This is a genomic window from Bartonella sp. AP9QHHD (genome assembly GCF_042195625.1).
Classification (GTDB): Bacteria; Pseudomonadota; Alphaproteobacteria; order Rhizobiales; family Rhizobiaceae; genus Bartonella.
Window position 1 is genome coordinate 21015 of record NZ_JBHIOP010000107.1, and the last position, 25274, is coordinate 46288.

The 25274-nt window shown below is 38.8% G+C and carries 14 protein-coding genes and 2 pseudogenes; 10 read left to right on the forward strand and 6 right to left on the reverse strand.

Features of this window, described 5'->3' with window-relative positions:
* Window positions 1-117 precede the first annotated feature (117 nt).
* The 9 genes from ACFIK4_RS09300 to ACFIK4_RS09340 all read left to right on the forward strand — a co-directional run bounded on the left by ACFIK4_RS09300 (window position 118) and on the right by ACFIK4_RS09340 (window position 14944).
* The gene (locus ACFIK4_RS09300) at window positions 118-1392 is read left to right on the forward strand and encodes a BID domain-containing T4SS effector (RefSeq protein ID WP_375675810.1); all 1275 of its coding nucleotides are present in this window, start codon (window positions 118-120) and stop codon (window positions 1390-1392) included.
* 341 nt (window positions 1393-1733) lie between these two features.
* Window positions 1734-2807, forward strand: coding sequence for a BID domain-containing T4SS effector (locus tag ACFIK4_RS09305; RefSeq protein ID WP_375675811.1), 1074 nt, complete (start codon window positions 1734-1736; stop codon window positions 2805-2807).
* A gap of 352 nt (window positions 2808-3159) precedes the next feature.
* Complete coding sequence (locus ACFIK4_RS09310) at window positions 3160-4443, forward strand: BID domain-containing T4SS effector (protein WP_375668487.1); 1284 nt, start codon at window positions 3160-3162, stop codon at window positions 4441-4443.
* A gap of 304 nt (window positions 4444-4747) precedes the next feature.
* Entirely contained in the window at window positions 4748-6712 is a 1965-nt protein-coding gene (locus ACFIK4_RS09315) for a BID domain-containing T4SS effector (protein WP_375675812.1), read from the forward strand.
* A 316-nt stretch (window positions 6713-7028) separates the two neighbouring features.
* Window positions 7029-10259: a BID domain-containing T4SS effector gene (locus ACFIK4_RS09320; RefSeq protein ID WP_375675813.1), complete on the forward strand. Its 3231-nt coding sequence runs from the start codon at window positions 7029-7031 to the stop codon at window positions 10257-10259.
* 790 nt (window positions 10260-11049) lie between these two features.
* Window positions 11050-12621: a murein biosynthesis integral membrane protein MurJ gene (gene murJ / locus ACFIK4_RS09325; RefSeq protein WP_375675814.1), complete on the forward strand. Its 1572-nt coding sequence runs from the start codon at window positions 11050-11052 to the stop codon at window positions 12619-12621.
* Between the two features lie 60 nt (window positions 12622-12681).
* Window positions 12682-13752 (forward strand): tryptophan--tRNA ligase, encoded by a 1071-nt coding sequence (gene trpS / locus ACFIK4_RS09330; RefSeq protein WP_375613581.1) that lies wholly within the window; start codon window positions 12682-12684, stop codon window positions 13750-13752.
* A 62-nt stretch (window positions 13753-13814) separates the two neighbouring features.
* Window positions 13815-14306 carry a universal stress protein gene (locus ACFIK4_RS09335; protein ID WP_375612177.1) on the forward strand — a complete coding sequence of 164 codons (492 nt, stop codon included), beginning with the start codon at window positions 13815-13817 and terminating at the stop codon, window positions 14304-14306.
* Between the two features lie 59 nt (window positions 14307-14365).
* Entirely contained in the window at window positions 14366-14944 is a 579-nt protein-coding gene (locus ACFIK4_RS09340) for a NifU family protein (protein ID WP_375668492.1), read from the forward strand.
* A gap of 434 nt (window positions 14945-15378) precedes the next feature.
* On the opposite strand, the pseudogene ACFIK4_RS09345 reads toward ACFIK4_RS09340, so the two are convergent.
* From ACFIK4_RS09345 to ACFIK4_RS09355, 3 genes and pseudogenes are all read right to left on the reverse strand, one after another.
* Window positions 15379-15459 (reverse strand): annotated as a pseudogene (locus ACFIK4_RS09345) (DUF4102 domain-containing protein); the annotation flags it as partial.
* A gap of 875 nt (window positions 15460-16334) precedes the next feature.
* A pseudogene (locus tag ACFIK4_RS09350) lies at window positions 16335-16670 on the reverse strand (zinc ribbon domain-containing protein YjdM).
* Window positions 16671-17754: 1084 nt separating this feature from the next.
* Window positions 17755-19383, reverse strand: coding sequence for an alpha-D-glucose phosphate-specific phosphoglucomutase (locus ACFIK4_RS09355; RefSeq protein ID WP_375613582.1), 1629 nt, complete (start codon window positions 19381-19383; stop codon window positions 17755-17757).
* A gap of 217 nt (window positions 19384-19600) precedes the next feature.
* On the opposite strand from ACFIK4_RS09355, the gene ACFIK4_RS09360 reads away from it, so the two are divergent.
* Window positions 19601-20125 (forward strand): peroxiredoxin, encoded by a 525-nt coding sequence (locus ACFIK4_RS09360; RefSeq protein WP_375613588.1) that lies wholly within the window; start codon window positions 19601-19603, stop codon window positions 20123-20125.
* Window positions 20126-21002: 877 nt separating this feature from the next.
* Here ACFIK4_RS09360 and ACFIK4_RS09365 read toward each other — a convergent pair.
* The 3 genes from ACFIK4_RS09365 to pyrF all read right to left on the reverse strand — a co-directional run bounded on the left by ACFIK4_RS09365 (window position 21003) and on the right by pyrF (window position 24804).
* On the reverse strand, window positions 21003-21536 hold the full coding sequence (locus ACFIK4_RS09365; protein WP_375613583.1) for a replication protein: 534 nt from the start codon (window positions 21534-21536) through the stop codon (window positions 21003-21005).
* Window positions 21537-22124: 588 nt separating this feature from the next.
* The gene (gene hisS / locus ACFIK4_RS09370) at window positions 22125-23609 is read right to left on the reverse strand and encodes a histidine--tRNA ligase (protein ID WP_375638515.1); all 1485 of its coding nucleotides are present in this window, start codon (window positions 23607-23609) and stop codon (window positions 22125-22127) included.
* Between the two features lie 349 nt (window positions 23610-23958).
* Window positions 23959-24804 carry an orotidine-5'-phosphate decarboxylase gene (gene pyrF / locus ACFIK4_RS09375; protein ID WP_375675815.1) on the reverse strand — a complete coding sequence of 282 codons (846 nt, stop codon included), beginning with the start codon at window positions 24802-24804 and terminating at the stop codon, window positions 23959-23961.
* Window positions 24805-25274 lie beyond the last annotated feature (470 nt).

Here is a 25274-nt window from a genome sequence, read left to right on the forward strand (position 1 = left end):
AATAGCGCGAAGTCTTTGGAGACCATTCAGTTTGATATTCTTCTTTTGTCTTAAAAAATATCAAAAAGTGGGAAATGCGCCAAAGAGGTTTTCTAAAAATATTGAAAGGAAACAGCCATGAAAAAAAGTCACCCACAACCAGCCCCCCAGAACCCACAACCCCAGAGCCAAGCCCCCCTCTACGCAAAGGTTAATAAACCACCCAAAGAACAGCGCACCTCACCTCAATATACACTTCAACAACCACCAGAAACGGTTTATGCTCCCAAAAAGCCACTTGACCAACAAAACCTAGGAGCTTCTAATGTAGAAGACCTCTACGCAAGGGTTAATAAGCCACCCAAAGAACAGCGCACCTCACCTCAATATACACTTCAACAACCATCAGAAACGGCCTATGCTCCCAAAAAGCCACTTGACCAACAAAACCTAGGAGCTTCTAATGTAGAAGACCTCTACGCAAGGGTTAATAAGCCACCCAAAGAACAGCGCACCTCACCTCAATATACACTTCAACAACCATCAGAAACGGCCTATGCTCCCCAAAAGCCACTAGGAAATCCCTATGACAGACTTGGTGAAAGACCAAGTGATGGGCGACGCACCGACAAACTCGTAAACCCCTATTCAATAACGGATTTGGCAGCACAAAATTGGCAAACACCCTACGACACAGTTGGTGGAGGTGCACAGGGTGGACGACATCCCCAAGAACCAGAACATCTCTATGCAGAGCTTGATTTTGGTGCAAATGGTGGACGCTCTCCCCAAAGATCACTCGAATCTGTCTATACAACGGTTGGCATGGGGGCTGAAGGCGGGCAAGAGTCTGAACAACTAGAAAATCCCATCTATCTAGGCGTTGGCGGAAATAGAATCTCCCCTCCCAGAACCCCAAAAGATGTGGTTACAACAAGGCTTTTACAAAACACAAGCTTTCAATATGGTGTAAGAGAAATCCAAGAGCGATGCAAAGTTGTTTATGGAAAAGAACATGCTTTGAATGGACCACTTGCGAAGATCCTTGACGATCCTCAAAATGCAGAACAAATCTTATGGGACCTTGCAGAAAATCCTCAAAGCGCTGGTAAGCTTGCAGGTCACAAAATACTTGGTGTAAAATCTCCAAGCCGCAGAGAAGCTGAAGATGAGTTTACCCACCTTTGCTCAGCTCTTGAGAGGCATATACATACGGCACAAAAGCTCCATAAACAGTTTACACGTGAACAGGAAAGAGAAAGAGGTCAAAAACAAGAAAATCCAGAAAGAGAAGCAGAACACAGACACCACCACCACCATCATCATCACGCAAGAGGACAAGAACAAAATAGTCCAGAGTACAGCCCACAACGACAAAGACATGGAGAAAAAGGAATGGCTTTTGCCATGTAAGTGGACATAAACATAAAAACAGATAGGTTTTTGTTTTTCATGTAATTTTTTTTCAGTGAGTTTCTTGGTGCAAATCATTTTATCGTGATTGCACCAAGAATTGTTTTAAAATATTACAAAAAATAGTCCTAAAAATGGATTCTGTAATTTATTATAACTTATTGATAATATTTCATAAAAAAACTGTATAAAAGACATAAATGTTCATTACATATCAATATGAATAGCGCAAAATCTTTGGAGGTCATTCGGTTGGATATCTTCCTTATATAAAAGTTATCAAAACTAAAAGTGGGGAATGCACCAAAGAGGTTTTCTAAAAATATTGAAAGGAAACATGTATGAAAAAACATCATCCAAGCCCTTCTGCAAATCCAGAAGCCCTCTATGCAAAAGTTAATAAACCAACCAGAGGAAACCAGCGCGGTCCAACCCCAGAAGAGGAAGTTCTATACGCATCAGTTAGCACCTCTTCCCCTCTTTCAAGAGACAGACATCATGCTCAAAGGAGTGAAGATCCTGAAACCGACTATACAACGGTTGCTTCTCCAAGACATGAAACTGATGTTCTATACGCATCAGTTAGCAGCGTTACCCCTTCTTCAAGAGGTAAACATCAAAGGACAGAAGATCCTGAAACCGACTATACAACGGTTGCTTCTCCAAGACACGAAACTGATGTTCTATACGCATCAGTTAGCAGCGTTACCCCTTCTTCAAGAGGTAAACATCAAAGGACAGAAGATCCTGAAACCGACTATACAACGGTTGCTTCTCCAAGACAGGAAACTGATGTTCTATACGCATCAGTTAGCAGCGTTACCCCTTCTTCAAGAGGTAAACATCAAAGGACAGAAGATCCTGAAACTGACTATACAACGGTTGCTTCTCCACAACAAAGAGGAAGATCTTCATCTTCCCTCACAACGGAACAAATAAGTGTCATGCTTTTAAAAAATCCACAAGTTCAAGCATATGCACAAGAGGTCGTGCATTGGGGTACAACTGTTTATAACAGTGACACGCTTTTCCAACAGCACTTGCAAGACATACTTAAAGATCCCACTAAAGGAAAAGAGCTTTCAAATCAACTTGCTGAAAATCCTGAATCTATGCATAGGCTTGCTGGACGCTCCACACTTGGCTTAAAAAATCAAGCACGCAAAGCAGCTGAAGACGGTTTTAAACTGCTCGTTGATGCCATTGATGGTTATACGAAAGCTGTAGAAAATGCAACGGAACAGCTATTGCACACCCCTCTAGCGGAACAAAGACGCCGTCAAGAAAATTCTCAGCAAGTTGAGAGACACCATCATCGTCATCATCATCACACAAGAGGACAAGAACACAATAGTCCAGAGCAAAGCCCTCAACGACAAAGACATGGAGAAAAAGGATTTTCTTATGCCATGTAAAGAGGCATAGACGTAAAAACAGATAGTTTTTGTTTTTCATGTAATTTTTTTCAATGAGTTTCTTGGCGCAAATCGTTTCATCGCGATTGCGCCAAGAATTGTTTTAGAATGTTACAAAAAATAGTCCTAAAAATGACGCCTGTAATTCACGATAAATATTGATAACTTATTGATAATATTTCACAAAAAAACTGTATAAAAGACACAAATGTCCATTAAGCTGATTGCAAATAGCGCAGATCTTTGGAAGCTCATTCAGCTCGATATTTCTTTTGTCTCAAAGCGATCCAAGCATAAAAGGCAAGAATGCACCAAAGAGGTTTTCTAAAACAATTTTTGAAAGGAAACATGCATGAAAAAAAAACACCCTCATCCTTTTCCATCCTCTTCAATACAAGAACTTATAAAGCTCTATGAACAAGCGGCGGCAGAGGTCTCAGGCGCAGCTCCCCTTCCTAAAGAAACGCCTTCAAAAAGCAAAAGACTGTCATCCATACCGGAAGAAGATGAGGAAAGACAATCTCTTTTAAGCGAAGAAACTGTACATGCATCAACAAATCGAACAGCTTCGTTAACAAGAGGCGGCTCTACCAAAAGACCGCAAGAAGCTGAAACGACACACGCAACAATTCCTTCACAAGCAGCATTACAAAGGGCAACAAGAGTTCTCTCAGAGGAAGAGATCATTCTATTGCTTCCACACCATTCATTGGTTCGAACCTATCAAGAAGAAATCCAACATTTATCCGCAAGTGCCTATGGTAACCCAAACATTTTGCAAGAAAAAATGCAGGAAATTCAAAGAAATCCCGCTGCAGGAGAGGAGCTCTCATGGCGCATGGCAGCCCATCCTGAAAGTCTTGCTAAACTTTCCGGCACCAGCGCGTTGGGCTTTAAAAATCGAGCACGTAGACAAGCGGAAGAGAGTTATTCCGCTCTCAGTATCACCATTGATTGTTATACAGAAGCTGTAAAACAGGCAAGAGAGAGCCTCGTACAATCTCCAGAGAAAGAACTCAAAAACTATGAACGCTTTATGGGGAAGGAAGCCGTCGCTGAACTTCTAAAAAAACCGGATCATCGTGAAAAAGAAACGCTTTCAGAGACAGAAATTTCTACCCAAATTCAACAACATTCAAAAGTCAGAAGACACCATGCCCAAATCCAATATTGGTGTAAAGTTGTTTTTGGTAACGCAAACATTTTGCAATCACAAACAGACGAGCTTTTCCAAAACCCTGAAACAATAGAAGCACTCGCACAACAACTTGCCGGAAATCCTCAATCTTTTCACAAGTACGCTGGTCGTAACTTTTGTGGCTTCAAAAATAAAGCACGCAGACATGCTGAAGCGGGTCTTTCTCACCTCATTGACGCCACTGACAATTATGCAACAGCTGTAACACAAGTAAGAGAGAGCCTTTCAAAAACTCAGCAGACAAAACAAGAACACAATGAAGCATCTTCTGACAGAGCGCAAAATTTGCATCAACAACAAAGCGTCTCACAGTCTACTCAACGCCCGGAGCCTTCAATAGTAACGCATGAAGGAGCAACACCCTCTACGCAACAAAGAGAAACAGATATTCGTCCTCGCAAAACTGCCGCCCCAAAAGCGATGGCTTTTGCCAGCTAAACAGACATAAGTTTTCACGTTGAATCCAACGTCTTGGCGCAACACAGGAAAGAGGTGTTTGCGCCAAGAAAGAGAGAAAATTGAAACAAAATTTATTTTTCCGTCCCTTAACCCAAACACTGGAGAAAACAATCTTTAGAGAATGAATATGATCTGAGCCAAGAGAGTCAAATCATGCGAAACCATTCAGTTTCATATCCTCTCTCATAGAAACAAATGAAAAAGCATAAAACAGGATAAAAACCAACGTACATTTTTAAATAGTATTTAAAAACAATATTGGAAGAGTTTGAAAGGAACATGCATGAAAAAAAGAAATCCCTCCCCTTTTATCACCGAAATGATGGAAAAATTTCAACAACCGGCTGAACAATCCCCCACCAGAACCCCTCCTTCCCAAGTTTCTCAAAGTTTGCCAAAAGCAACTGTAGAAAAACGCCCAGAAAATTTATCCCCCCACCCAAAGGTTGCGCCACCGCCACCCCCCCGCATGAGAGCAAACACTCAAACCAGCACAATGCTTCCTAACGCCAAAAACCAAGAGACGCCTCCCCCACAAAAAAAAGCAGCTCCACCAAAACCTCCGCGTGTAAAAGAGAGACAACAACATAAACAAACAGTTCAAGAGTCCCCCTCCCTACAGACAAAAGTGGCTCCGCCCCCTCCTCCACGCATGAGAGAAAAAACACAAACCAGCACAACAATCTCCAACTCAAAAAACCAAGAAAGCTCCTCCACGCACACAAAAGCAGCTCCACAAAGACCCCCGCGTGCAAAAGAGAGGCAACAACATAAACCAACAGTTCAAGAGTCCCCCTCCCTACAGACAAAAGTGGCTCCGCCCCCGCCCCCACGTATGAGAGAAAAAACACAAACCGGCACAACAATCCAAAAGCATGAAACCCAAGAAAGCCCCTCCACGCGCATAAAAATGGCCCCACAAAGACCACCGCGTGCAAAAGATAGAGAACAAAATAAACCAACTGCTCAAGAATTCCCTTCTCTACAGACAAAAGTGGCTCCGCCCCTTCCCCCACGCATGAGAGAAAGAGTACAAAACGGCACAAAAATTCAAAATCCTGAAACACACGAACCAAGTGTTAGACCCAAAATATCATCACATATGAAAGTCAGGCAGCAAAGCAGTTCATCATCACAAGACAGTGGAACATATGCCGTCCCGCCTTCAAGAAAACCGCACCGTATACAAAACAGAAAACAAAGCGATACTGTCGTCCCAAAAACTTCCTCTCCACACACAGCAATTGAACAACCAAAACCGTCTCACGAACAAAAACCATCTATTAATACAATGGAAAGAGAGCTATTGCTCGTAGCATATCAAGAAGAAATACGATTTTTGAGTGAAAAGGTTTATGGCGACCGACTTATTTTAAATGAAAGAATAGAAGCAATCAAAGAAAACCCCGATATGGGAGAACAGCTCTTATGGGATGTTACAGAACGGCCTAAGTCTATTTCTAAGCTTGCTGGTAGAAAAGTTCTTGGCATAAAAAACCATGCGCGCAGAAAAGCTGAAGAAACTCTTCCCACCCTATGTGCTGCCATTAACGGTTATGTGTATACTTCAAAATATACAAAAAGTGAAAATATTTTACAAGGTTCTCACACGGAACAACAACATCAGCGACAAACACAAGAGGAAGAGCTAACAAATCAACATTTACAAAATCCGCTCAATTCAGAAAAGAAAATAAAGCCTCTCTCAAATGAGGAAATTGCCCGCAGAGTTCAACAAGATCCATCGGTTCAATATGGTCAAAGAGAGATCCAATATTGGTGCCAAATTGTTTATAATGATCCATTTATTTTGCAATATAGAATAGAAGATATGCACAAAATTCCAGAGATGGGAGAAGAGCTTGTATTTCAAATTGAAAAGGATTCTGCATCTGTTGCTCCACTTGCTGGTAAGCAAGTCCTTGGCGTAAAAAATGGAGCACGCAAAGCCGCTGAAGAAAATCTTCCTACTCTTTGTACCGTCATTAAGGAGTATGCTGAAACTGTAAAACAGTTAAGAGAAACCATTGTGCAAAACCATCAGGCAGAACAACAAAAACGTTATCAACCACCTACCGATTTCGATAAAAAATTACAAAAGCAGCAAAGCTTATCGCAGCCCCTGAAGCTGCCTGAACGCTCAACAGCAAAGCGGCATAAAGAGATTACAGAAACTTCTAGACAAGAAGACCAGCCGCAGGTTCGACCGCGCAGAGCCGAAACATCAAAAGCAATGGCTTTGTCGTGATAAATCTCCTAATTGTTGGCTTTTTATCCAAAACTTTGGTGCAATTATCTTGCCAAGATTGCACCAAAGACGGTGTATGAAATACAGAAATTTTTGAATAAGACACCCCATTATTTTACAGAATTCATTGATAAAATTTCACGATAATACTTCAAAATTATAAACTTTAACTTTGTTCCATGCGAATAAGATCAATTTTTTCAATCATTCAAATAGGCATTCTTCTTTGAAGAAAACGCTATGAAAATAATATAAGGCAAAAAATGTAAACAAAGAAGATTTCAAAAATAATGTTACCATTTGAAAGGAAATATGCATGAAAGAAAACACAGAACATTGTGCCTCCTCTACACAGGAAGAATTGCAAGAACAACACTCTGCAATTAATGCAGCCATTTCAAAGCAAATCAATGAAGAAGCGCAAAATTTTTTCTACCCCAATAGCAAAGTGCTTAAAAATAAATACCGCATCAAAGATAACGAAATATTAAAAGAATGCTGTTCTAATGATGTAAAAAAAGAAATGATAAAACTGCACCAAGAACCTCTACCAGAGCAGTTTAATGCCTCTTATCTAAAATACCTTCATCAACGCCTCTTTTCCCATGCATTTGAATGGGCCGGACAAACACGCGAAAAGCCTTTTACATTTGAAGATGGCACTGTTGCTTCTATGCCCATTTTGAAAAGAAAAGAGTTTACAAAAACTTTTGCGATTGGCAGAAAAATACAGGAGGGACTAGAAAAGTTAGATAAAACGCTTGCTGAAAAGAATAATTTACAAGGCTTAACGCGCGAAGAATTCGTTGAACAAGCAGCTGGTATAATGATAGATTTGCACCACTTGCATCCTTTCAGAGAGGGCAATAGGCGCACAAAGAGACTGTTTGTTGAAAAACTCTCTCAAGCAGCAGGACATGAGCTAGACTTTTCTCTTGTGAGCAAAAAACGTAAAGACTTTGTCCGCGCCGCTGCCATGGAACATGGCAACCCAGAGCCTATGAAGCATCTTCTTGAGGATATCTCAAATCCAGAAAAATTGCTCCTATTACGAGAATTCACCAACTCTATGAGAGAGCTTGGATTAGATGAAAAAAATTATCATCTCGCTGTCGTTGCAAAAGAAGGAGAAACCTATCATGGTACCTATAGAGGCAGTGGACCCAATGGCTTCATGCTTGATGCCAACGGCATTTTCATCTTGGGAAATAAAAAAGATCTCACCCCAGAGCAAATACAGACATTAAAAATCGGTGACGCCCTCTCCTTTACAGCACAAAAAGTTCAAAACCCAGAAAAAAACCAGCAAAAAACATTGCTTCCAGAAGAAAAAGAAGAAAAAAGAGCCACTCTTAAAAACGATGAAATAACTGAAAAGAGCAAAGACAACGCATCCATTCAAACAAAGAAAAAAGAACAAGCCCATTTTTCACCGTGGATTGCCCCTCATGCTTTACATGACAGCGTTGAAGTTATGCCCCAAAGTTTGCAAGAACAAGAAAAAGAACAAATGGCACAACCAATTGCTCAATCGGCTTCCGCTATGAGGCAAATGCAAAAAGATTTTCAAAAAAACATTTTACAGAGCAGTAATACAGCGACAAATAATCCAATATCTGTCAAAATGACAAAGGAAACACGCTCTGATCATCAAGAAAGAACAAAACAGCCCCCAAAAAAAGCAATGGTATACTGGGATACTGGTACAAGAAAAACGGACACCGTCCCTCTCACCTTACAGGAGAAATTATCATCACCGCCTGAAACCGAAGAAAATAAGACAATGTACCGTAATTTCTTTTGCCCTAATAGTATCACCTTAAAAAATAAATATGGTATAAAAGACTATAAAAAATTAAAAGTGCAATGTGCCCATGATACAACAAAAGCAATCATTCATCTACGCCAAGAAGCGCCACCGCAAAAACTAACTTCCACATATCTCCAATATATTCATCACACCCTATTTAAAAATACTTTTGAATGGGCCGGACAAACACGCGAAAAACCATTTACATTTGAAGATGGTACCGTTGCTTATATGCCAATGATGAAAAAAGCTGGTATTTCTTTTGCCTCAGCAAAACAGATACAAGAGAGACTAGAAAATTTAGATAAAATACTTGCTGAAACGAATAGTTTAAAAGGCTTAACCCGCGAAACATTTGTTGAACATGTCACTGAAATGTTGATACAGCTCAACTATACACATCCTTTCAGAGAAGGCAATGGACGCACGCAACGAATGTTTTTTGAAAAACTTGGGCAAGTTGCTGGCCACACACTCGACTTTTCTCTTGTAACAGAAAAACGTATGAATCTTGCCAGCATTGCATCGCTAAAACATAACGATAAAGAAGAAATGAAACATCTGCTTGAAGATATCTCAAATCCAGAAAAAATACTTATTTTAAAAGAATTCATGGACAGTATGAAACATATCGGGCTTGAGAGTATTCATCATCATCTTATTATAACAGCAAAAGAAGGTCATACCTATAAAGGCTTTTACAGAGGCAGTGGACCCAATGGCTTTATGCTTGATGCCAACGGCATTTTCATCTTGGGAAATAAAAAAGATCTCACCCCAGAGCAAATACAGACATTAAAAATCGGTGACGCCCTCTCCTTTACAGCACCAAAAATTCAAAACCAGCAAGAAGTGCTTATCCCCGCACAAACAATAGCCCCCCTTACCAACAATGAAATTGCCACAAGGATAAAAAACAACGTTTCCATTCAAGCAAGAAGAAAAGAAATAGAAACTTTGTGCCAAATCATTTATGGCAATCGTCATATTTTGCGGGAAAGAATTGAGATGATCCATGAAAATCATACTGAAGGAGAACAACTCACCTATCAAATTGCCACCTCTCCCCAATCTATTTCTAAGCTTTCTGGTAGCAATGTATTTGGCATAAAAAACAACGCGCGCGCCCATGCTGAAGCAAATACTTTGCCCCTCTGTAGAGCCATTGATCGTTATATCAATATTTCTAAACAAACAGAAAGAGACATTCTCCATACCCATCATGTAAAACAAAGGCGGTGTGAACAGTCGGTAGAAATCCCTAAGGCTTGGATGAAAAATCTCCTTTCCTTGTCAAAAGCACAACAGCAAGAAACGTTATCAAACTCTCCTGAATTAAGGGGGGAGATAAGGGCTTATATCAAAAAAATCAATGAGCGCTTATCTTCAAACGAGCATGAAGCTATAAAAGAAAATAATCCTGAAAGACTTGCGAAGAGTCTTGGCACATCAACCATTAAAGCAAAAGAGATTATGGAAATAATCAAGCAGATAAAAGAGATAGAACAGCATATACAACCCATGTATTTTTATAACCATAAATTCGATGAGCGCTTCGCACCAAACCAGTATCAATCTATAAAGAAAAACAATGAAAAAAAATGTTCCAACACGCCTGATAAAGAAGCAATTAAAGTGCAAAAAATGACAGAAAACGTCAATCAGAGTCCCAAAAGACAAGAAAATATTCAACCTCACAAAACGGCGCACGCAAAAGCAACGGCAATGAATGTCTAAAAGGTTCATAAACTTTAACTTTTTCGCCCCCTCTGGTAAAAATGATAGCCTTTATCCCCTTGCCTTCATCGGCAAATCAATCGCACCTCAACGAGAATGGAAACCATGAGAGAGCAACTTTATCTTATTTTCTCAGATTTTATCCTCATCAACTGTGAAAAGAAACCTGAACAAGAAAAATGCTGTTGAAAGATCATGTCTTCCTATCCTCTTGTTTATGTAATCTCTAAAATGGGAAGGCAGCCACATTTGGGGAGAACATAAAGCCGTAAAAGTGAAAAGTAATCACCAGCTTTACCATCACCTTTTAGCTTAGCCTTACGACTTTTTAAAACATCTAAAGCGCTGTTTTTTTTTTAATAATGAATAAATAATGGAAATTACGTATTGCTCCACGCTTTTATTTTATTTGCATTCTTTTAATAGGGTCACACCCCTCACATAAAACAGAACGGCATTGGGTTGCACTATTCACGACATCACACCATAAAGAGAAATTATCATTATATATCCCTACATGTCTCTTCAAACTGTTATGATATCACTCCCATATTTCAGTTTGAAAAAGAAATTTTAATTATTTTATGGCAACAATAAAAATTTTAATGCAACAGTAAACAAGGAGCATAAAAAAAGTCTTCAAGCACCATTGTTGACAGAAAGATAAACACCGTCGTAAAACGCTTTCAAAAAGTATCCTTGATTAGGATAGAGATCAGATTTTTACGATTTAAAACGCTTTATTTCTCCTGTCATCGCTTCTCTTTTACAACAAAGTTGATATATCTTTATGACATTGATTAAAAAAATTGCAACAGTTGCTTCCGGAACCCTCATGAGCCGTATTTTTGGCTTCGTACGCGAAATGCTTATGGCAGCAGCACTAGGAACTGGTCCTGTTTCTGATGCGTTTAATGCTGCTTTCCGTTTTCCCAACACATTCCGCCGTTTTTTTGCTGAAGGAGCCTTTAATGCTGCTTTCATTCCTCTTTTTGCCAAAAAAATCACTGAAGATGGTCACGAAACGGCATGCAAGTTTGCAGAAGAGGTGTTTGGCGTTCTCTTTTCACTGCTCTTACTGTTAACGATTGCGATGGAACTCAGTATGCCTTTTTTGGTACGAACCATTATTGCTCCAGGTTTTACCGAAGATGCAACAAAGCTTAACGCTACAATTCATTTTACGGCGATCATGTTTCCCTATTTAACCTGCATGTCGCTTGCTGCCATGATGGGGGGCATGCTTAATGCACTGCGACGCTATTTTATTGCCGCCATTGCCCCACTCTTTTTAAACATTATTCTGATTGGTGTGCTTGCCTATGCTTGGATCTATAAACTTGACGCTTGGCATATCGGCTTAAATCTCTCTTGGGGTGTATTGGCAGCAGGTCTTATTCAACTCACCTTAATTGCCCTTGCTTTGCGTCAAAGTGGCATGAAAATTTCCTTCCGCCAGCCCCATTTAAGTCCTAATGTTCGTAAGCTATTAACTTTAGCATTCCCCGCAGCCATTACGGGTGGCATCACGCAAATTAATTTGCTTATTAATACCAATATTGCTTCTAGTCAATCGGGTGCTGTCTCTTCTTTGATGTATGCTGATCGTCTTTATCAATTGCCTTTAGGCGTAATCGCCATTGCCGTTGCAACCGTTCTTTTACCAGAATTAACACGCGCTTTGCGAAGTAAAAAGCATGAAGAAACCCACCATTTACAAAACCGCTCTATTGAATTAACGCTATTTTTAACACTTCCAGCATCCATCGCTTTTTTGCTGCTCTCCACTCCCATAGTCAGTTTACTCTTTGAGCGAGGACAATTTACCAGTCAATCAACACACCATGTTGCACAATTACTAGAGCTTTATGGACTAGGACTTCCAGCTTTTGTTCTTATTAAGGTCTTTATTCCTAATTTTTTTGCCCATGAAGATACCAAAACACCGATGATTTTTACAGGTATTTGCGTTTTTATCAATATCGGTCTCGCCTTAACATTATTTCCTATTCTATCTGCACGAGGCATTGTTATTGCTGAAATTACCTCTGGATGGGCCAACACCCTTTTGCTGTGGAGTGTCCTTATCAAACGCGGTTATTGGAAATACGACTTCCAACTGATAAAGCGAATATTATGTCTCATGATGGCAACTCTTTTGAGTGCACTAGCCCTCTATTACGGATTGAATGTGTTTGGTTTTTTGTCTTTTCCTTTATCCTCACAAGCATCATTTTTCTTGCGCGCGATCACCTTAGCTGGGATCATGATTGGCATATTTTTGATCTATTTTAGTGCCTATTTTTTATTCAACACCCGTTCCTTTTTTCACACGCTTAAAAATTTGAAAAAACGCTCATAATATCTATACTTTGTCAAAAACAATAAAATGAATAACCTTAATTGAAGAAAGAGCACTCCTATGGATACCTTCACACCACTTGTCTTTTCCGGCGTACAACCGAGTGGTCATTTACATCTTGGCAATTATCTTGGAGCCATTCAGCGTTGGGTTGAACTGCAAAACTCTCATCACTGCCTCTATTGTGTTGTGGATATGCATGCGCTCACAGTCAACCCAGATCCCTTTACTTTACGCGAATCCACCAGAACAGTGACAGCAGCTTTTTTAGCCGCCGGTATTGATCCTCAAAAACACATTATTTTTAACCAATCACGTGTTTTTCAACATGCTGAACTCGCCTGGATTTTTAATTGTGTTGCCCGTATCGGCTGGCTTCAACGCATGACACAATTTAAAGATAAAGCGGGAAAAGATCGCGAAAAAGCATCCATCGGGCTTTTTGCCTATCCCACTTTGATGGCTGCTGATATTTTAGTCTATCGTGCAACGCATGTTCCAGTAGGCGAAGATCAAAAACAGCATGTTGAACTCACACGCGATATTGCACAAAAATTTAACAACGACTATGCACAGCGTATTGCCGAATTAAATTTTGGCATCTCTATGCAAACAGATGAAGAAAAAAGACAAGGCTTTTTTCCTCTTCCAGAAGCACTAATTGGAACAACAGCCACACGCGTTATGTCTTTGCGCGATGGGACGAAAAAAATGTCAAAATCAGATCCTTCAGATTTTTCACGCATTAATTTGACCGATGACGCTGATCTTATCGCAAAAAAAATACGCAAAGCCAAAACGGATTCGGCTCCACTTCCCGATACCCTTGCCGCTTTAAAAGAACGACCAGAAGTAGATAACCTGCTTGGTATTTATGCCGCCTTTGCCAAAGTTAGCAAAGAAAAGATTCTTTTAGAATTTTCTGGTCAACAATTTTCGCATTTTAAAACAGCTCTAGCCGACCTTGTTGTCCATAAGCTTGCCCCTATAACAGAAGAATTACGTCGCCTTCATCAAGAAAATGATTATATCGACTCTGTTTTGCATGATGGCGCTAAACGTGCTAGTATGCTCGCAGAAGAAAATATGAAAAAAATTCGTGAAATTATTGGATTTTTGCACGATACATAAAAATAATAAAACTGAAAACTGTAGAGAGAAAAAAAATCGTTTGTACAAAATAGAGAAAGTGCATGATTTCCAAACCCCAAAATCCGAAAAAAGAACCAAAGAAAAAAAACTTAGTTATTATCGATGAAACACCAGAGTGTCGGCGTGCCGTTGCGTTTGCCGCACAGCATGCCCAAAATACCAGTAGAACATTGGTATTACTTTGTGTCGTTGATAGTGTAGAATTTCAACATTTTCTGGGTGTAAACAACGTTATGCGTACAGAATCAAAGCAAAGTGCTCATAAAATATTAGGAGACATTGCCAGTGAAGTCCGCACCACCCATGCGCTTGAAACAGAAATAGTAGTGCGTGAAGGAAAAAAAATTGATGAGATTTCTAAACTGATCGACGAAGATAAAAGGATTGCACTGATTGTTTTAGCAGCCAGTGGACATACAGAAGGACCAGGACCCCTTGTTCAATTAATCGGGAATAAAGGAACAGCTTTTTCAATCCCTGTCATTGTTATTCCTAGCAATCTTGCCGATGAAGATATTAGATCTATTGCCTAAAAAATATAATATTCTACAATGTAAGATCTTCCCAAGCCTTCGTTATAAAAGGAGAATCTATGTTTATACAAACTGAAACCACCCCAAATCCTGCAACTCTTAAATTCTTGCCAGGACGCGTGGTTCTTTCTGAGGGCGTATTAGAATTTCGTGACCCTGAAGAAGCAGCTAAAAACTCACCTTTGGCGGCTAAACTGTTTAATATTCCCAATATCAATGGTGTCTTTTTAGGCTATGATTTTATCACCGTAAGCAAAAAAGAAGGGGAATGGCAACATCTCAAGCCCGTCATTTTAGGCACAATCATGGAACATTTTCTATCCAATGAGCCAGTGATCACTACCAACGCTACAACACAAGCACAAACCCATGCCCTTAACGAAGAATTTTATGACGAAAAAGATGTTGATATTGTCTTAACCATTAAAGAGCTGCTTGAAACGCGTATCCGCCCAGCGGTTGCCAATGATGGTGGAGATATTACTTTTCGTGGATTTGAAAATGGTATTGTTTATCTCAATATGCGCGGCTCCTGCGCTGGATGTCCCTCTTCAACGGCAACCCTCAAACATGGTATTGAAAATCTTTTACGCCATTTTATCCCTGAAGTTTTAGGCGTTGAAGCCATGCCACAATAAATATTGACCTCAATAGGTAAAATAACCACACCGATTGCCCCTCTTCAACAGTGCTCAAACATGGAATGTAAAGATCTTACGTCATTTTATTCCTGAAATTCTCGAAGTAAGCCATGCAGCCATAAAAATAGAGTACTGTTAAAAAAATCTGTCCAATAATGATACCTTCACTCACCTTTCACCTCCACATATGCCTTAAAAAGCTTTCTGCCCTTTTAAGAGCATAAGTTGTTTCAATAAACCAATTTATACGTACACAGAAGTACAATGCATGGATGTGCACTTTAAATTTATTTTGTTTTATAATCTTGTCATGCAATTTTAACGAGGAAAACACGACCTCGTTACAAAAAAGAAAACATTGCAAGATAGAGTGCCCATTTGCTTCATCTTTCTCAGTGCTTCCAACGACAAATCACGCAAAATACTTCTTGTAGCAAGCCGGCACCATCATCATATCTGCCAGCCCCTAATGATGCGACAGCTCTTTCATTAAGACGATTCATAAGAGTCATTTTTACTCCTTTCTTTCCTCATTTTTACCCACACGCCAGCCCCGCTTGTGGTGTGCAAGCAAGTGATTTTAATTGATTCAACATGGAACAGATTTGAAATGAGAGAATCCCACGTTATTCGGGGTTCTAATTCAATATGAATAACGCTAATTTATTATTATAAATCAATATGTTGTTTCAGCCACTCGACAAAGATCACATTTTGCAACTTGAATGAGAATTCTGACATTTTTCTTATTTCAATTCTGTTTTTATTGCATCAATCAAAATCGTCCGCTTACACAGCACAAACTGGATAATAACAAAAACTATTTTTAATAGCTCTTATGTACACTTTTATAAGAGACTGTTGCAGCACTAAGAGCTGAAAAATGAATGACAGTACGACCTTATCAAGGTCATAGCGTCCTTTTTCCATTCTTAAAATCAAGAATTTCCTCTATCATTTTCAATCTCATTTCCATAAATATGACGCAAAAGGTGTAACTACCCATAAAAAATAAATACATTGAAGCCAGATCTATTATGGTTGTTTGAGAAATTATCTGATAAAAAAATGAGAATATTTTTTCAATTCAGCAGAAATAAGTTTGTCTACTTTACGGCGTTGTTTTTCTCATAAAGCGCACACTTTTATTGTTGCTTATGAGTCAACATCCAGTCCCCTCATAACCCCATATTAAAAGAAAAGAAAGAGTCGCTATTTCTCTGCGATACATGGCTTTGCAATAAAGGAAAACATATTGCTCCTATCTGATTGGTGTAATCTATGAAACAAGAAAAGAAGCCCATTGGAGAAAAATATGCCCAATTAGAGAAGAATGTAAAAATAGAAAACCAACGAAATGCAAAAACAATTGCAAGAAGATAAATGCCTAAACTTTTTTCACAAACTCCGACTTTAAACTCATCTGACCGATCCCAGGAATTTTGCAATCGATATTATGATCCCCATCCACCAAGCGAATATTCTTTACCTTCGTCCCCCCTTTTAAAACAGATGAAGCGCCTTTTACTTTCAGATCTTTTATCACCATAACGGTATCTCCGTTTGTTAAAATCTAACCATTGGCATCATAAACAGTATTGGCAAGAACCGTATCATCGTTTTTTTGTGGCCATTCATGCGCGCATTCAGGACACACAAAATTTTCACCATCTTCATAAGTATAAAGACAATCACAACGAGGACATTTGGGATATTGGGTCATAAATTTCCCTTTTTTAGAAAAAACATTCATTATGACTGGTCATAAAGCAAGAAGTGCTTATTGTCCATTATTTTAGAAAAATGTTTCCCTTTGTTTCAATCCTCATCTGCCAACTGTATTCATGAATGCTATCATCACATACTATACACAAGTTTATAAAAATGATTGATCATTATACAACTCAAATAAGCCCCCCGCATATCATAAAATTTACTCACTGCATTCTCTCTAATAAATTAATCAAAATCATTTTCTTATACATCACCAATGCAATTAACGAATGGATAACAAAACAATTAGAAAAGGAACATCTCTGAATAAAACGTTCTCAGAGAGCTAAAAACTATTGCAGCATTGAGAAACAAGAAAATGATGTCCCCAACTTAACCTTTTATTTAAGTAAAGATAACATTCATAATGTTAGAGAACAGACTGATTTATGATCATAGTTAATGGTTTTGTATATTGAATGAGAGCCGATAAATAAGCTGAGATTCTCTCAACCCCTTTTACATTGAAACAACCAAAGCCTTTTGTTTGCATGTTACAAGTAGGAAAATCCGTGTAAAACGATTATCCAAAATACTAAATACTCTCAAATATAAGAGCCAACATTGAAAGCGGGCAAAGTGAATAATGGTGCCGTCTTACTCTCTCATAAGCGTAAAAATGGTGCTGCTCAATGGATGGATGGCCGGTTATCCCTTTCAAAGCAACACGCATAAGATGCGTTTTTAGTGTCTTGAGAGAGAAGATTCTTTAAAACAAACATATGAAATGTGCAACAATGATCGTATTTTGTTTTGTATGAGAAACATTCCCCTATTAAACAAAAATTGCTATCAAGCCATTGAGCAAACCCATTGGACATAAATGATCCGATTATGCTCGATTATAATTTCCTACAGCATTTAGTTTTAAGAATCCCGCAGTTTTAGGAATCCGATTGATATGGAAAGGTGGAAAAAACAAGTCTCGCCTAAAAATAGAGTTAAGCTCTCCCTTATGCACATAAAATCACACCCCTAAAATCACATCCATGTGATCAATCATCATACCTTTACAAAAAAACATTCCAATGATCTTAGGTGATAATATCAGGACGATCTCGCCCCAATGCTTGTTGTATGTTTAACAGTTTTAGTGCTACCTGTTGCAAAGGTTGGAGAACTTCTTGCGGATTAAAATTGTGTTTGCGCGGATCACTTTCATACTGTTCAAAATAAAGTCGTAAAGTAGCACCTAGCGTCCCTGTTCCCGACAAACGAACCACCAACCTTGCTCCATTCTCGAAAAAAATACGTATACCTTGCCGCGTGCTAACGCTCTGATCAACGGGATCATGATATGTAAAATCATCTGCTTTTTTGACGAAAAATCCAGAAATTTCAGTTCCTGCATGTGGTAAGTGCGCACGCAAATGCTCTAGTAATGCCAAAGCTTTATCTGCTTCGACTTCTTCATAATCATGCCGTAACGTGTAAAAACGCCCATAGGTGGACCAATGCTGTTGAACAATCTGTGCGACAGTTTTTTCTGTTACCGCTACAAGATTTAACCAAAATAGGACAGCCCATAAACCATCTTTTTCGCGGATGTGATGAGAGCCCGTTCCAAAGCTTTCTTCACCACAAAAGGTTACTTTTCCCGCATCCAAAAGGGTTCCAAAAAACTTCCATCCCGTTGGCGTTTCAAAAAAATTTAATCCGTGTTTTTCCGCAACTAGATCAGCAGCACGCCCCGTCGGCATAGAGCGCGCTATCCCCACAACACCTTTTCGATATCCTTTAATAAGGTGTGCATGTTCAGCCATAATAGCCAAAGAATCCGAAGGCGAGACAAATTGTTGACGACCAATAATGAGGTTACGGTCTCCATCACCATCAGAGGCGGCGCCAAGATCTGGTCCTTGCTCTGACATCAATAAATCATAAAGATCCTTAGCATAAACCAAATTGGGATCTGGATGACCGCCTCCAAAATCTGGCAAAGGAATACCATTAACCACCGTCCCTTCAGAAAATCCTAAGCATTTTTCAAAAATTTCATGGGCATAAGGCCCTGTTACCGCATGCATGGCATCAAACCGTAAAGTAAGACCTCGAGCAACAGCCTTGGCAATACAGTCAAAATCAAAAAGCTCCTGCATCAAAGCAACATAATCAGCGACAGGATCAATAATATCAATCCGCATGGCTCCCATAAAGATCGTACCTTGCCTATCTAAATCAATATCTGGTGCTTCAAGAATTTTATAAAAAGAAAGACGTTGCGATGTTGCAAAAATAGCATCACATAAAGAATTAGGAGCGGGTCCCCCATTGGAAATATTATATTTAATACCACAATCTCCTTCTGGACCACCAGGATTATGGCTTGCAGAAAGAATGAGTCCACCATGGGCATGAGTTTTACGAATAAGATGCGAAACAGCAGGTGTAGAAAGAATACCGCCCCTTCCCATTTTAACACAAGAGACACCATGCGCCGCTGCCATCTTCAACACAATCTGAAGGATAGTACGATTAAAAGTGCGCCCATCCCCCCCAAGAATCAACATTTTTCCTTCAAGAGGCCCAATGTTATCAAAAAGAGACTGTATAAAGTTTTCTACATAATGGGGTTGTTGAAAAACAGACACTTTTTTGCGCAAACCAGACGTTCCCGGTTTTTGCCCCTCAAAAGCCGTGGTTAAAACTGTCTTTATGGTCATATCAATACCTTTATATGATTTCCTATAATTTTAAGGTGAAGAGTATCCAAAGTCGACCATTAATTCTACTTGACGGAAGTGTGAAATATTTGCACACTCGTTAGAAGTAAGAATTTTTAAAGAAGCCCTTTTATTTAAAACGCTTTTTACCATATGTTTTTAAATACAAAGGCTGTTTTAAAACAAAATTTTCGTAAAAGAATACAGGAGCATCATGATGATGAAAAAAACAGTTCCCAATGTAACATTCCACACACGCGTACGCGATGAATCAGTGGCTGGAGACAATCCTTATCGGTGGCAAGAAGTTAACAGCGATGCTTACTTTAAAGGAAAGCGTGTTATTCTTTTTTCTCTTCCTGGAGCTTTTACCCCTACTTGCTCAACCTTTCAGCTGCCTGATTTTGAAAAGCTCTATGATGAATTTAAACAAGCGGGTATTGATGAAATTTATTGTCTTTCCGTCAATGATGCTTTTGTCATGAATGCTTGGGGAAAAGCACAAAATATCAAAAACGTGAAGTTAATTCCCGATGGCTCTGGTGAATTCACACGCAAAATGGGTATGCTGGTTGCAAAAGACAATGTTGGGTTCGGCATGCGATCATGGCGCTATGCAGCTGTTATTAATGATGGTGTGGTTGAACAATGGTTCGAAGAAGCAGGTTTTTCAGATAATTGTGCAACAGATCCTTATGAAGTTTCTTCACCACAACATGTTTTAAAAGCATTGAAAAGCTAATTCCCCCAATCGTCTATTTAAACAAAATTTTACGACACAAATTTTCTGAGGAGGAAGATTTGTGTCGTTGACTTTTTACAACATCTATTCGTGAAAACAGACCCGATAAGTTGATTGTACGCCTTCTGTGAAAAAAGATTACAGCAATAATTTTTTCAATAAATATTTTATGTTTTAACTGCTTTGAAAAAGCTTGGAAAATTGCCGATGAAAAATCCCGTTGTAGCGCTAAAAAATCAAAGAGTTAAAAGCTGTTGCACGCTATCAAAAAATGGGGATGCAATTGCCAAATGCGCAAATTCATGCAAAACTCTCTCAGAAACATCAAGGACTAACGTATTGATGAAATATGCAAGATCAATGCTAAATTTCTCATACTGAGAAAAACTTTGTATTAAACAATACTTTGATTTATAAAGATAATTTATAATTTTGCATATTGAATGAGAGGAGCCGAATATCATAAGATTGTTTTATTTTATCCCTTCTTATATTGAATCCCTTAAAACTATTTTCTTGCTCATTAGCAAGCGGGATTGGCATATGAATAAACGATTAAAAAGAGTAAAAATACCTCTCGTAAACGCGCCAAAATACAAGAGCTATGAACATCATTACTGCAAAGTTCACAAAAGTACCAAGAAAGAAAATACAGATCAAACATTTGTTTGAAGAGGTGCACAGTTCAAATTAACTTATGTCTCATAAAAAGAAGAAAATATGGCATAAAAACCGCTCTGCATAAAGAACCATTCATGGAGAATATTAAATCAAAACAGATCCCGCAAACATTCCAATTCACATACCCTAAACAGACTCATTGCTGTTCTCATAGCCATTTATTCTAAGCCTTTATTTTTCTCTAAGAGAAAAACGATTAAAGGAGTTGTTTATTCGGGTATTCTACCGTAAAGTGTGCTTCTATCTCTTCCTCTTCATCGAACTCAAAATCTTCATCACATTCAGGAAGACCAAAAATATCTGGATTGATGAAATAACAATCTTTTTTTGTCCCCTTCGCTACAATTTTATTCTTTTCTAATTCTTTGATACCTTCTTTAAAACTTTCAAAATTAAGATATTCTGGTTCTTGAATTGAAAGATCGCAAGTCAAAAATTCTTCAAGAATATCATGATCCAATGTTATCTGATCAAACCATAAATCCACATCATCCCCCTCATCTAACATTTTCCCTACCTGCCACAACATCACAAAAAATGCTTTCATACCACTAAATGATAACCCAAAAATCATACGCCGACACGACGAGGCGCCTGAAAAGGTAATTTGCGGAAGATCTTCAAATCCGAAATTTGAAGGAGGAAGTTTAAATGATTTTCCAATATTCTCAGGTCTTTCAAGAATAAAGGGATTTCGTTCATAGAGCAGAGTAAAATCATATTGGACCATTTTCATTTCTCCGTTAAAGAATTGACTTTATGAAAAATGCATATTATCAGTAAGTTACCATTATGGCAGCTTACAATTCATCCAAACATGCTCCTGTAAAAAATTGTTCGATTTAAGTCATTCCATTGTTTTTTGAAGCTTAAAAAGTCTTTTAGGATAAAACGCTCTAGTTCTTCCTCCTTTTGCAATAAGGCTAAATTTTGTAATGTCTAAGAAGAGAACATCAAAGGATTTGATACTCATAGATGAGAATTCAAAGATGAAGCCAATATGAACTTGTCAATATTTTTATAAACTTTTGGGAAAGCGTTGCGTGAAACCTTTTAATTTTCTCAGAGTTTTTGTTCGTTACAATTTTTTTGCTCATTTTAACGCATTATCATCGCATCCTCAGAAGGGCACGTTTTATAGCAAATAGTGCTTATTTATCTCTTAAAAATCTCTCTTTTATGCCGCACGCACTTCAAAACCCCGCTTTTGAACGCGTGCACCAACACGTATAAACGAGCAAAGCACAAATTTTAAAAATTGAATTTCAAATTTCCAAAATATTTCGAACAATCACTTCGATAAAGACTTTTACCATTATCATTTTTGGGCGGCTAAAATATCCTGTACTGTTTTGACCAATTGATCTTCATCAACCGTCACTTGTGCTGGTCGACTTTCACGCCATGTTTGATTATCCTTAATTTCATGAGACAAACGCGCCCCTTCAATCAAATCTTTAATCTGTATTTTTCCGCTCTCACGTTCTTGTGAGCCTTGGATAACCACACAAGGCGCTTGGCGTCGATCTGCATATTTCATCTGCGCTTTTATCCCCGATGCCCCCAAATAGAGCTCAGCACGAATTCCCGCACCACGCAACTGCATCACCATTTTTTGATAACCAGCAACCGCCTCTGGCTCTTTATCCATCATCAGCACCACAACCGGCCCTGTTGTCTCCTTCATAGGCAACTTTTCAAGATTTTGCAAAGCAGCGATCAAGCGTGAGACCCCGATTGAAAAACCTGTTGCCGGAATATTTTCACCACGAAAGCGTGCCACCAATCCATCATAGCGCCCACCACCACCAACGGAGCCAAAAACAACTTTCTGCCCATCATCATTGAAAACATCAAACAGCAACGTAGCCTCAAAGACAGGACCTGTATAATAATCCAGTCCACGCACCACCGATGGATCAATCTTGATACGATTCTGAAAGCCATTTGCGGCAAAAATTGCTTGCATTTCCTCAAGCTCACGAATTCCCTCACGCCCTTGAACATGATCACCAACCACTTCTTTAAGAGCCTCAAGCGTTTCTTCTGCTGTTTCAGCTCCAACAGCAGTTAAGGTAAGAATACACTCAATCTCTTTTTCCTTAAGCTCCGCCCCTTTTGTAAAGTCACCACTTTCATCCAAACGCCCTTTTCCCAAAAGCAAACGCACCCCTTCAGAACCAAATTTATCCAGTTTATCAATTGCTCTTAAGACAGTTAAGCGCTTTTCAGCCTGCTCATTTCCCCCCAAACCAATTTTCTCTAAAACACAATCGAGAATTTTTCGGTTATTCAGACGAATGGCATATTCATGATGCTGAAACCCTAATTTTTCCAAACTATCGGCTGCCATCATGCAAATTTCGGCATCAGCCGCTACCGTTGGTGTTCCAACAATATCCGCATCAAACTGCATAAATTGCCGAAACCGCCCTGGACCTGGTTTTTCATTGCGAAAAACAAAGCCAAGACGATAACTGCGATAAGGCTTTGGCAAAACTTCAAAATTCTCGGCAAAATAACGAGCAAGAGGCGCGGTAAGATCATAGCGCAAAGACATCCATTGCTCATCATCATCTTGTAGCGAAAAAACGCCCGCATTTGGACGATCTGAATCCGGTAAAAACTTACCCAGCACATCTGTATATTCAAAAATTGGTGTTTCCAGTGCTTCAAAACCATAAAGTTCATAAACTTCACGAATTTGCGCAATCATTGTTTCAGTTGCATACAACTGTGCACTTGTACGATCAACAAACCCACGGGGTAAACGGGCTTTGGTTTTTTCTTGTTTTGATAACATATTTTTCTCTAACAACAATATATATTCACCGATAACGTGTGTCTATCTTATAGAAACAAACGCTGCAATAACTTTATCAACTGAAAACTGGTAACAATATGCATAAGCTTTTGCTTTTAAAAGATGCAAACCTTTACCCTTAAGGCAATCTACTGAAAATATTTGTACTTTCAATAGGAACATAGCCTCCCGCTCAACATGAAATGCCCGCTTAACATTCAATGAAAAGACATCTGTGCTTGTTGAAAGAAACCTCAAAGCGACAGTTGATTCTTGATAAATCGGAAGCATCCCCCTCAAAACCCCTCCCTTTCAGAATTCTTCAGATTTATTACAGATGCAAAAATCCTCAAGACATCAGTGTGCTTTGCGCTTGTTCTGCAAAATGATTGATAACATTTTTTAAATCAACAATATTTCGTCCAGCATCTGTAATAGAGCGTGATACAGAGGGAATAACATTCTGCCAAAGTCTTTGTGGAAATTGATTTGCTAGTTGTGTCATTGTTCCACCTTGAGCGCCAATACCCGGAACGAGAAACAGACTATTTTTTAACTGCTCGATTGTGTCTTTTGATTCAGATCCTAATGTCGCTCCTATAACCGCACCTATGGGGCCAATATTATGATGAATAACCGAAGAATGACTATTATAATCACAAATACACTGTGCAAGATGAAGAGAGAGTGTCTGATCACCAATAAGCGCATTTCGTATTTGTTTCCCCTCTGGATTAGAAGACTGAACAACCACAAAAACCCCTGCTCCTGTTTCTTCTGCAACCTTTATCAGAGGAATAAGAGCATCAAAACCCAAAAAAGGATTAACTGTCATGGCATCCACCTTGAACGCACTACTTGGACCAAGCCAAGCCTTACCATAGGCTTCAGCAGTAGAGCCAATATCCCCCCTTTTTGCATCCGCCAGAACCAATATGCCTTGTTCGTGTGCATTTTCAATCAGTTCTTTGAGAGCTTGAAGACCTTCCACACCATATAATTCAAAAAATGCGACTTGCGGCTTTATAATACCTACTTTACCAACAACTGCTGTTAAGAGAATATCACAAAAATCTTTTAGACCTTTATAATCAAAGCTTAGTTTCCACGATTGCAAAACTTTATGGCTCGGATCAAATCCAATACAAAGAGGTCCATAGATTTCACGATTTTTAAAAAAAGTTGAACGAAACATTTTATATCCTAACAAGGTCTCTCTTTAAACTTTTTGATACAATCAAAAAGAAAAGCATTTGTCAAAAGAATACAATAGCGCAAACACAAAGAAAGAGCTCTCTATACAAAATGTGCTTTTATTTATGAAACATAAATATATTCCCATTCGTAACGCTTATCATATGTTTATCAACCAAAACATTGTCATGAGATAAAAATTCAAATTCTATGAAAGAATATAAACAAAACAGCATCTATATTATAATGACCTCATAAAGCCCTATAGACATGCCTTGTCGTTTTCACCCCCCTTTTTTATGATCAACAAAAACTCTCTATGAACGCGCTTTAAACAAAGTTTCAAAAGAAAATGCCCCACCATGATGATCTCGATCTTAGCTTTAGATCTTTCCTATTCCTTTTTGGCGCATATCTATTCACTTTTGGAACATAATTAGCAAAAAGGCATTGTATCTCCAGCATATTCAA

Coding starts and splice junctions, on each gene's coding strand:
- ACFIK4_RS09300 (WP_375675810.1), top strand. CDS start 118: ATGAAAAAAAGTCACCCACAACCAGCCCCCCAGAACCCACAACCCCAG.
- ACFIK4_RS09305 (WP_375675811.1), top strand. CDS start 1,734: ATGAAAAAACATCATCCAAGCCCTTCTGCAAATCCAGAAGCCCTCTAT.
- ACFIK4_RS09310 (WP_375668487.1), top strand. CDS start 3,160: ATGAAAAAAAAACACCCTCATCCTTTTCCATCCTCTTCAATACAAGAA.
- ACFIK4_RS09315 (WP_375675812.1), top strand. CDS start 4,748: ATGAAAAAAAGAAATCCCTCCCCTTTTATCACCGAAATGATGGAAAAA.
- ACFIK4_RS09320 (WP_375675813.1), top strand. CDS start 7,029: ATGAAAGAAAACACAGAACATTGTGCCTCCTCTACACAGGAAGAATTG.
- murJ (WP_375675814.1), top strand. CDS start 11,050: ATGACATTGATTAAAAAAATTGCAACAGTTGCTTCCGGAACCCTCATG.
- trpS (WP_375613581.1), top strand. CDS start 12,682: ATGGATACCTTCACACCACTTGTCTTTTCCGGCGTACAACCGAGTGGT.
- ACFIK4_RS09335 (WP_375612177.1), top strand. CDS start 13,815: ATGATTTCCAAACCCCAAAATCCGAAAAAAGAACCAAAGAAAAAAAAC.
- ACFIK4_RS09340 (WP_375668492.1), top strand. CDS start 14,366: ATGTTTATACAAACTGAAACCACCCCAAATCCTGCAACTCTTAAATTC.
- ACFIK4_RS09355 (WP_375613582.1), bottom strand. CDS start 19,383: ATGACCATAAAGACAGTTTTAACCACGGCTTTTGAGGGGCAAAAACCG.
- ACFIK4_RS09360 (WP_375613588.1), top strand. CDS start 19,601: ATGATGAAAAAAACAGTTCCCAATGTAACATTCCACACACGCGTACGC.
- ACFIK4_RS09365 (WP_375613583.1), bottom strand. CDS start 21,536: ATGGTCCAATATGATTTTACTCTGCTCTATGAACGAAATCCCTTTATT.
- hisS (WP_375638515.1), bottom strand. CDS start 23,609: ATGTTATCAAAACAAGAAAAAACCAAAGCCCGTTTACCCCGTGGGTTT.
- pyrF (WP_375675815.1), bottom strand. CDS start 24,804: ATGTTTCGTTCAACTTTTTTTAAAAATCGTGAAATCTATGGACCTCTT.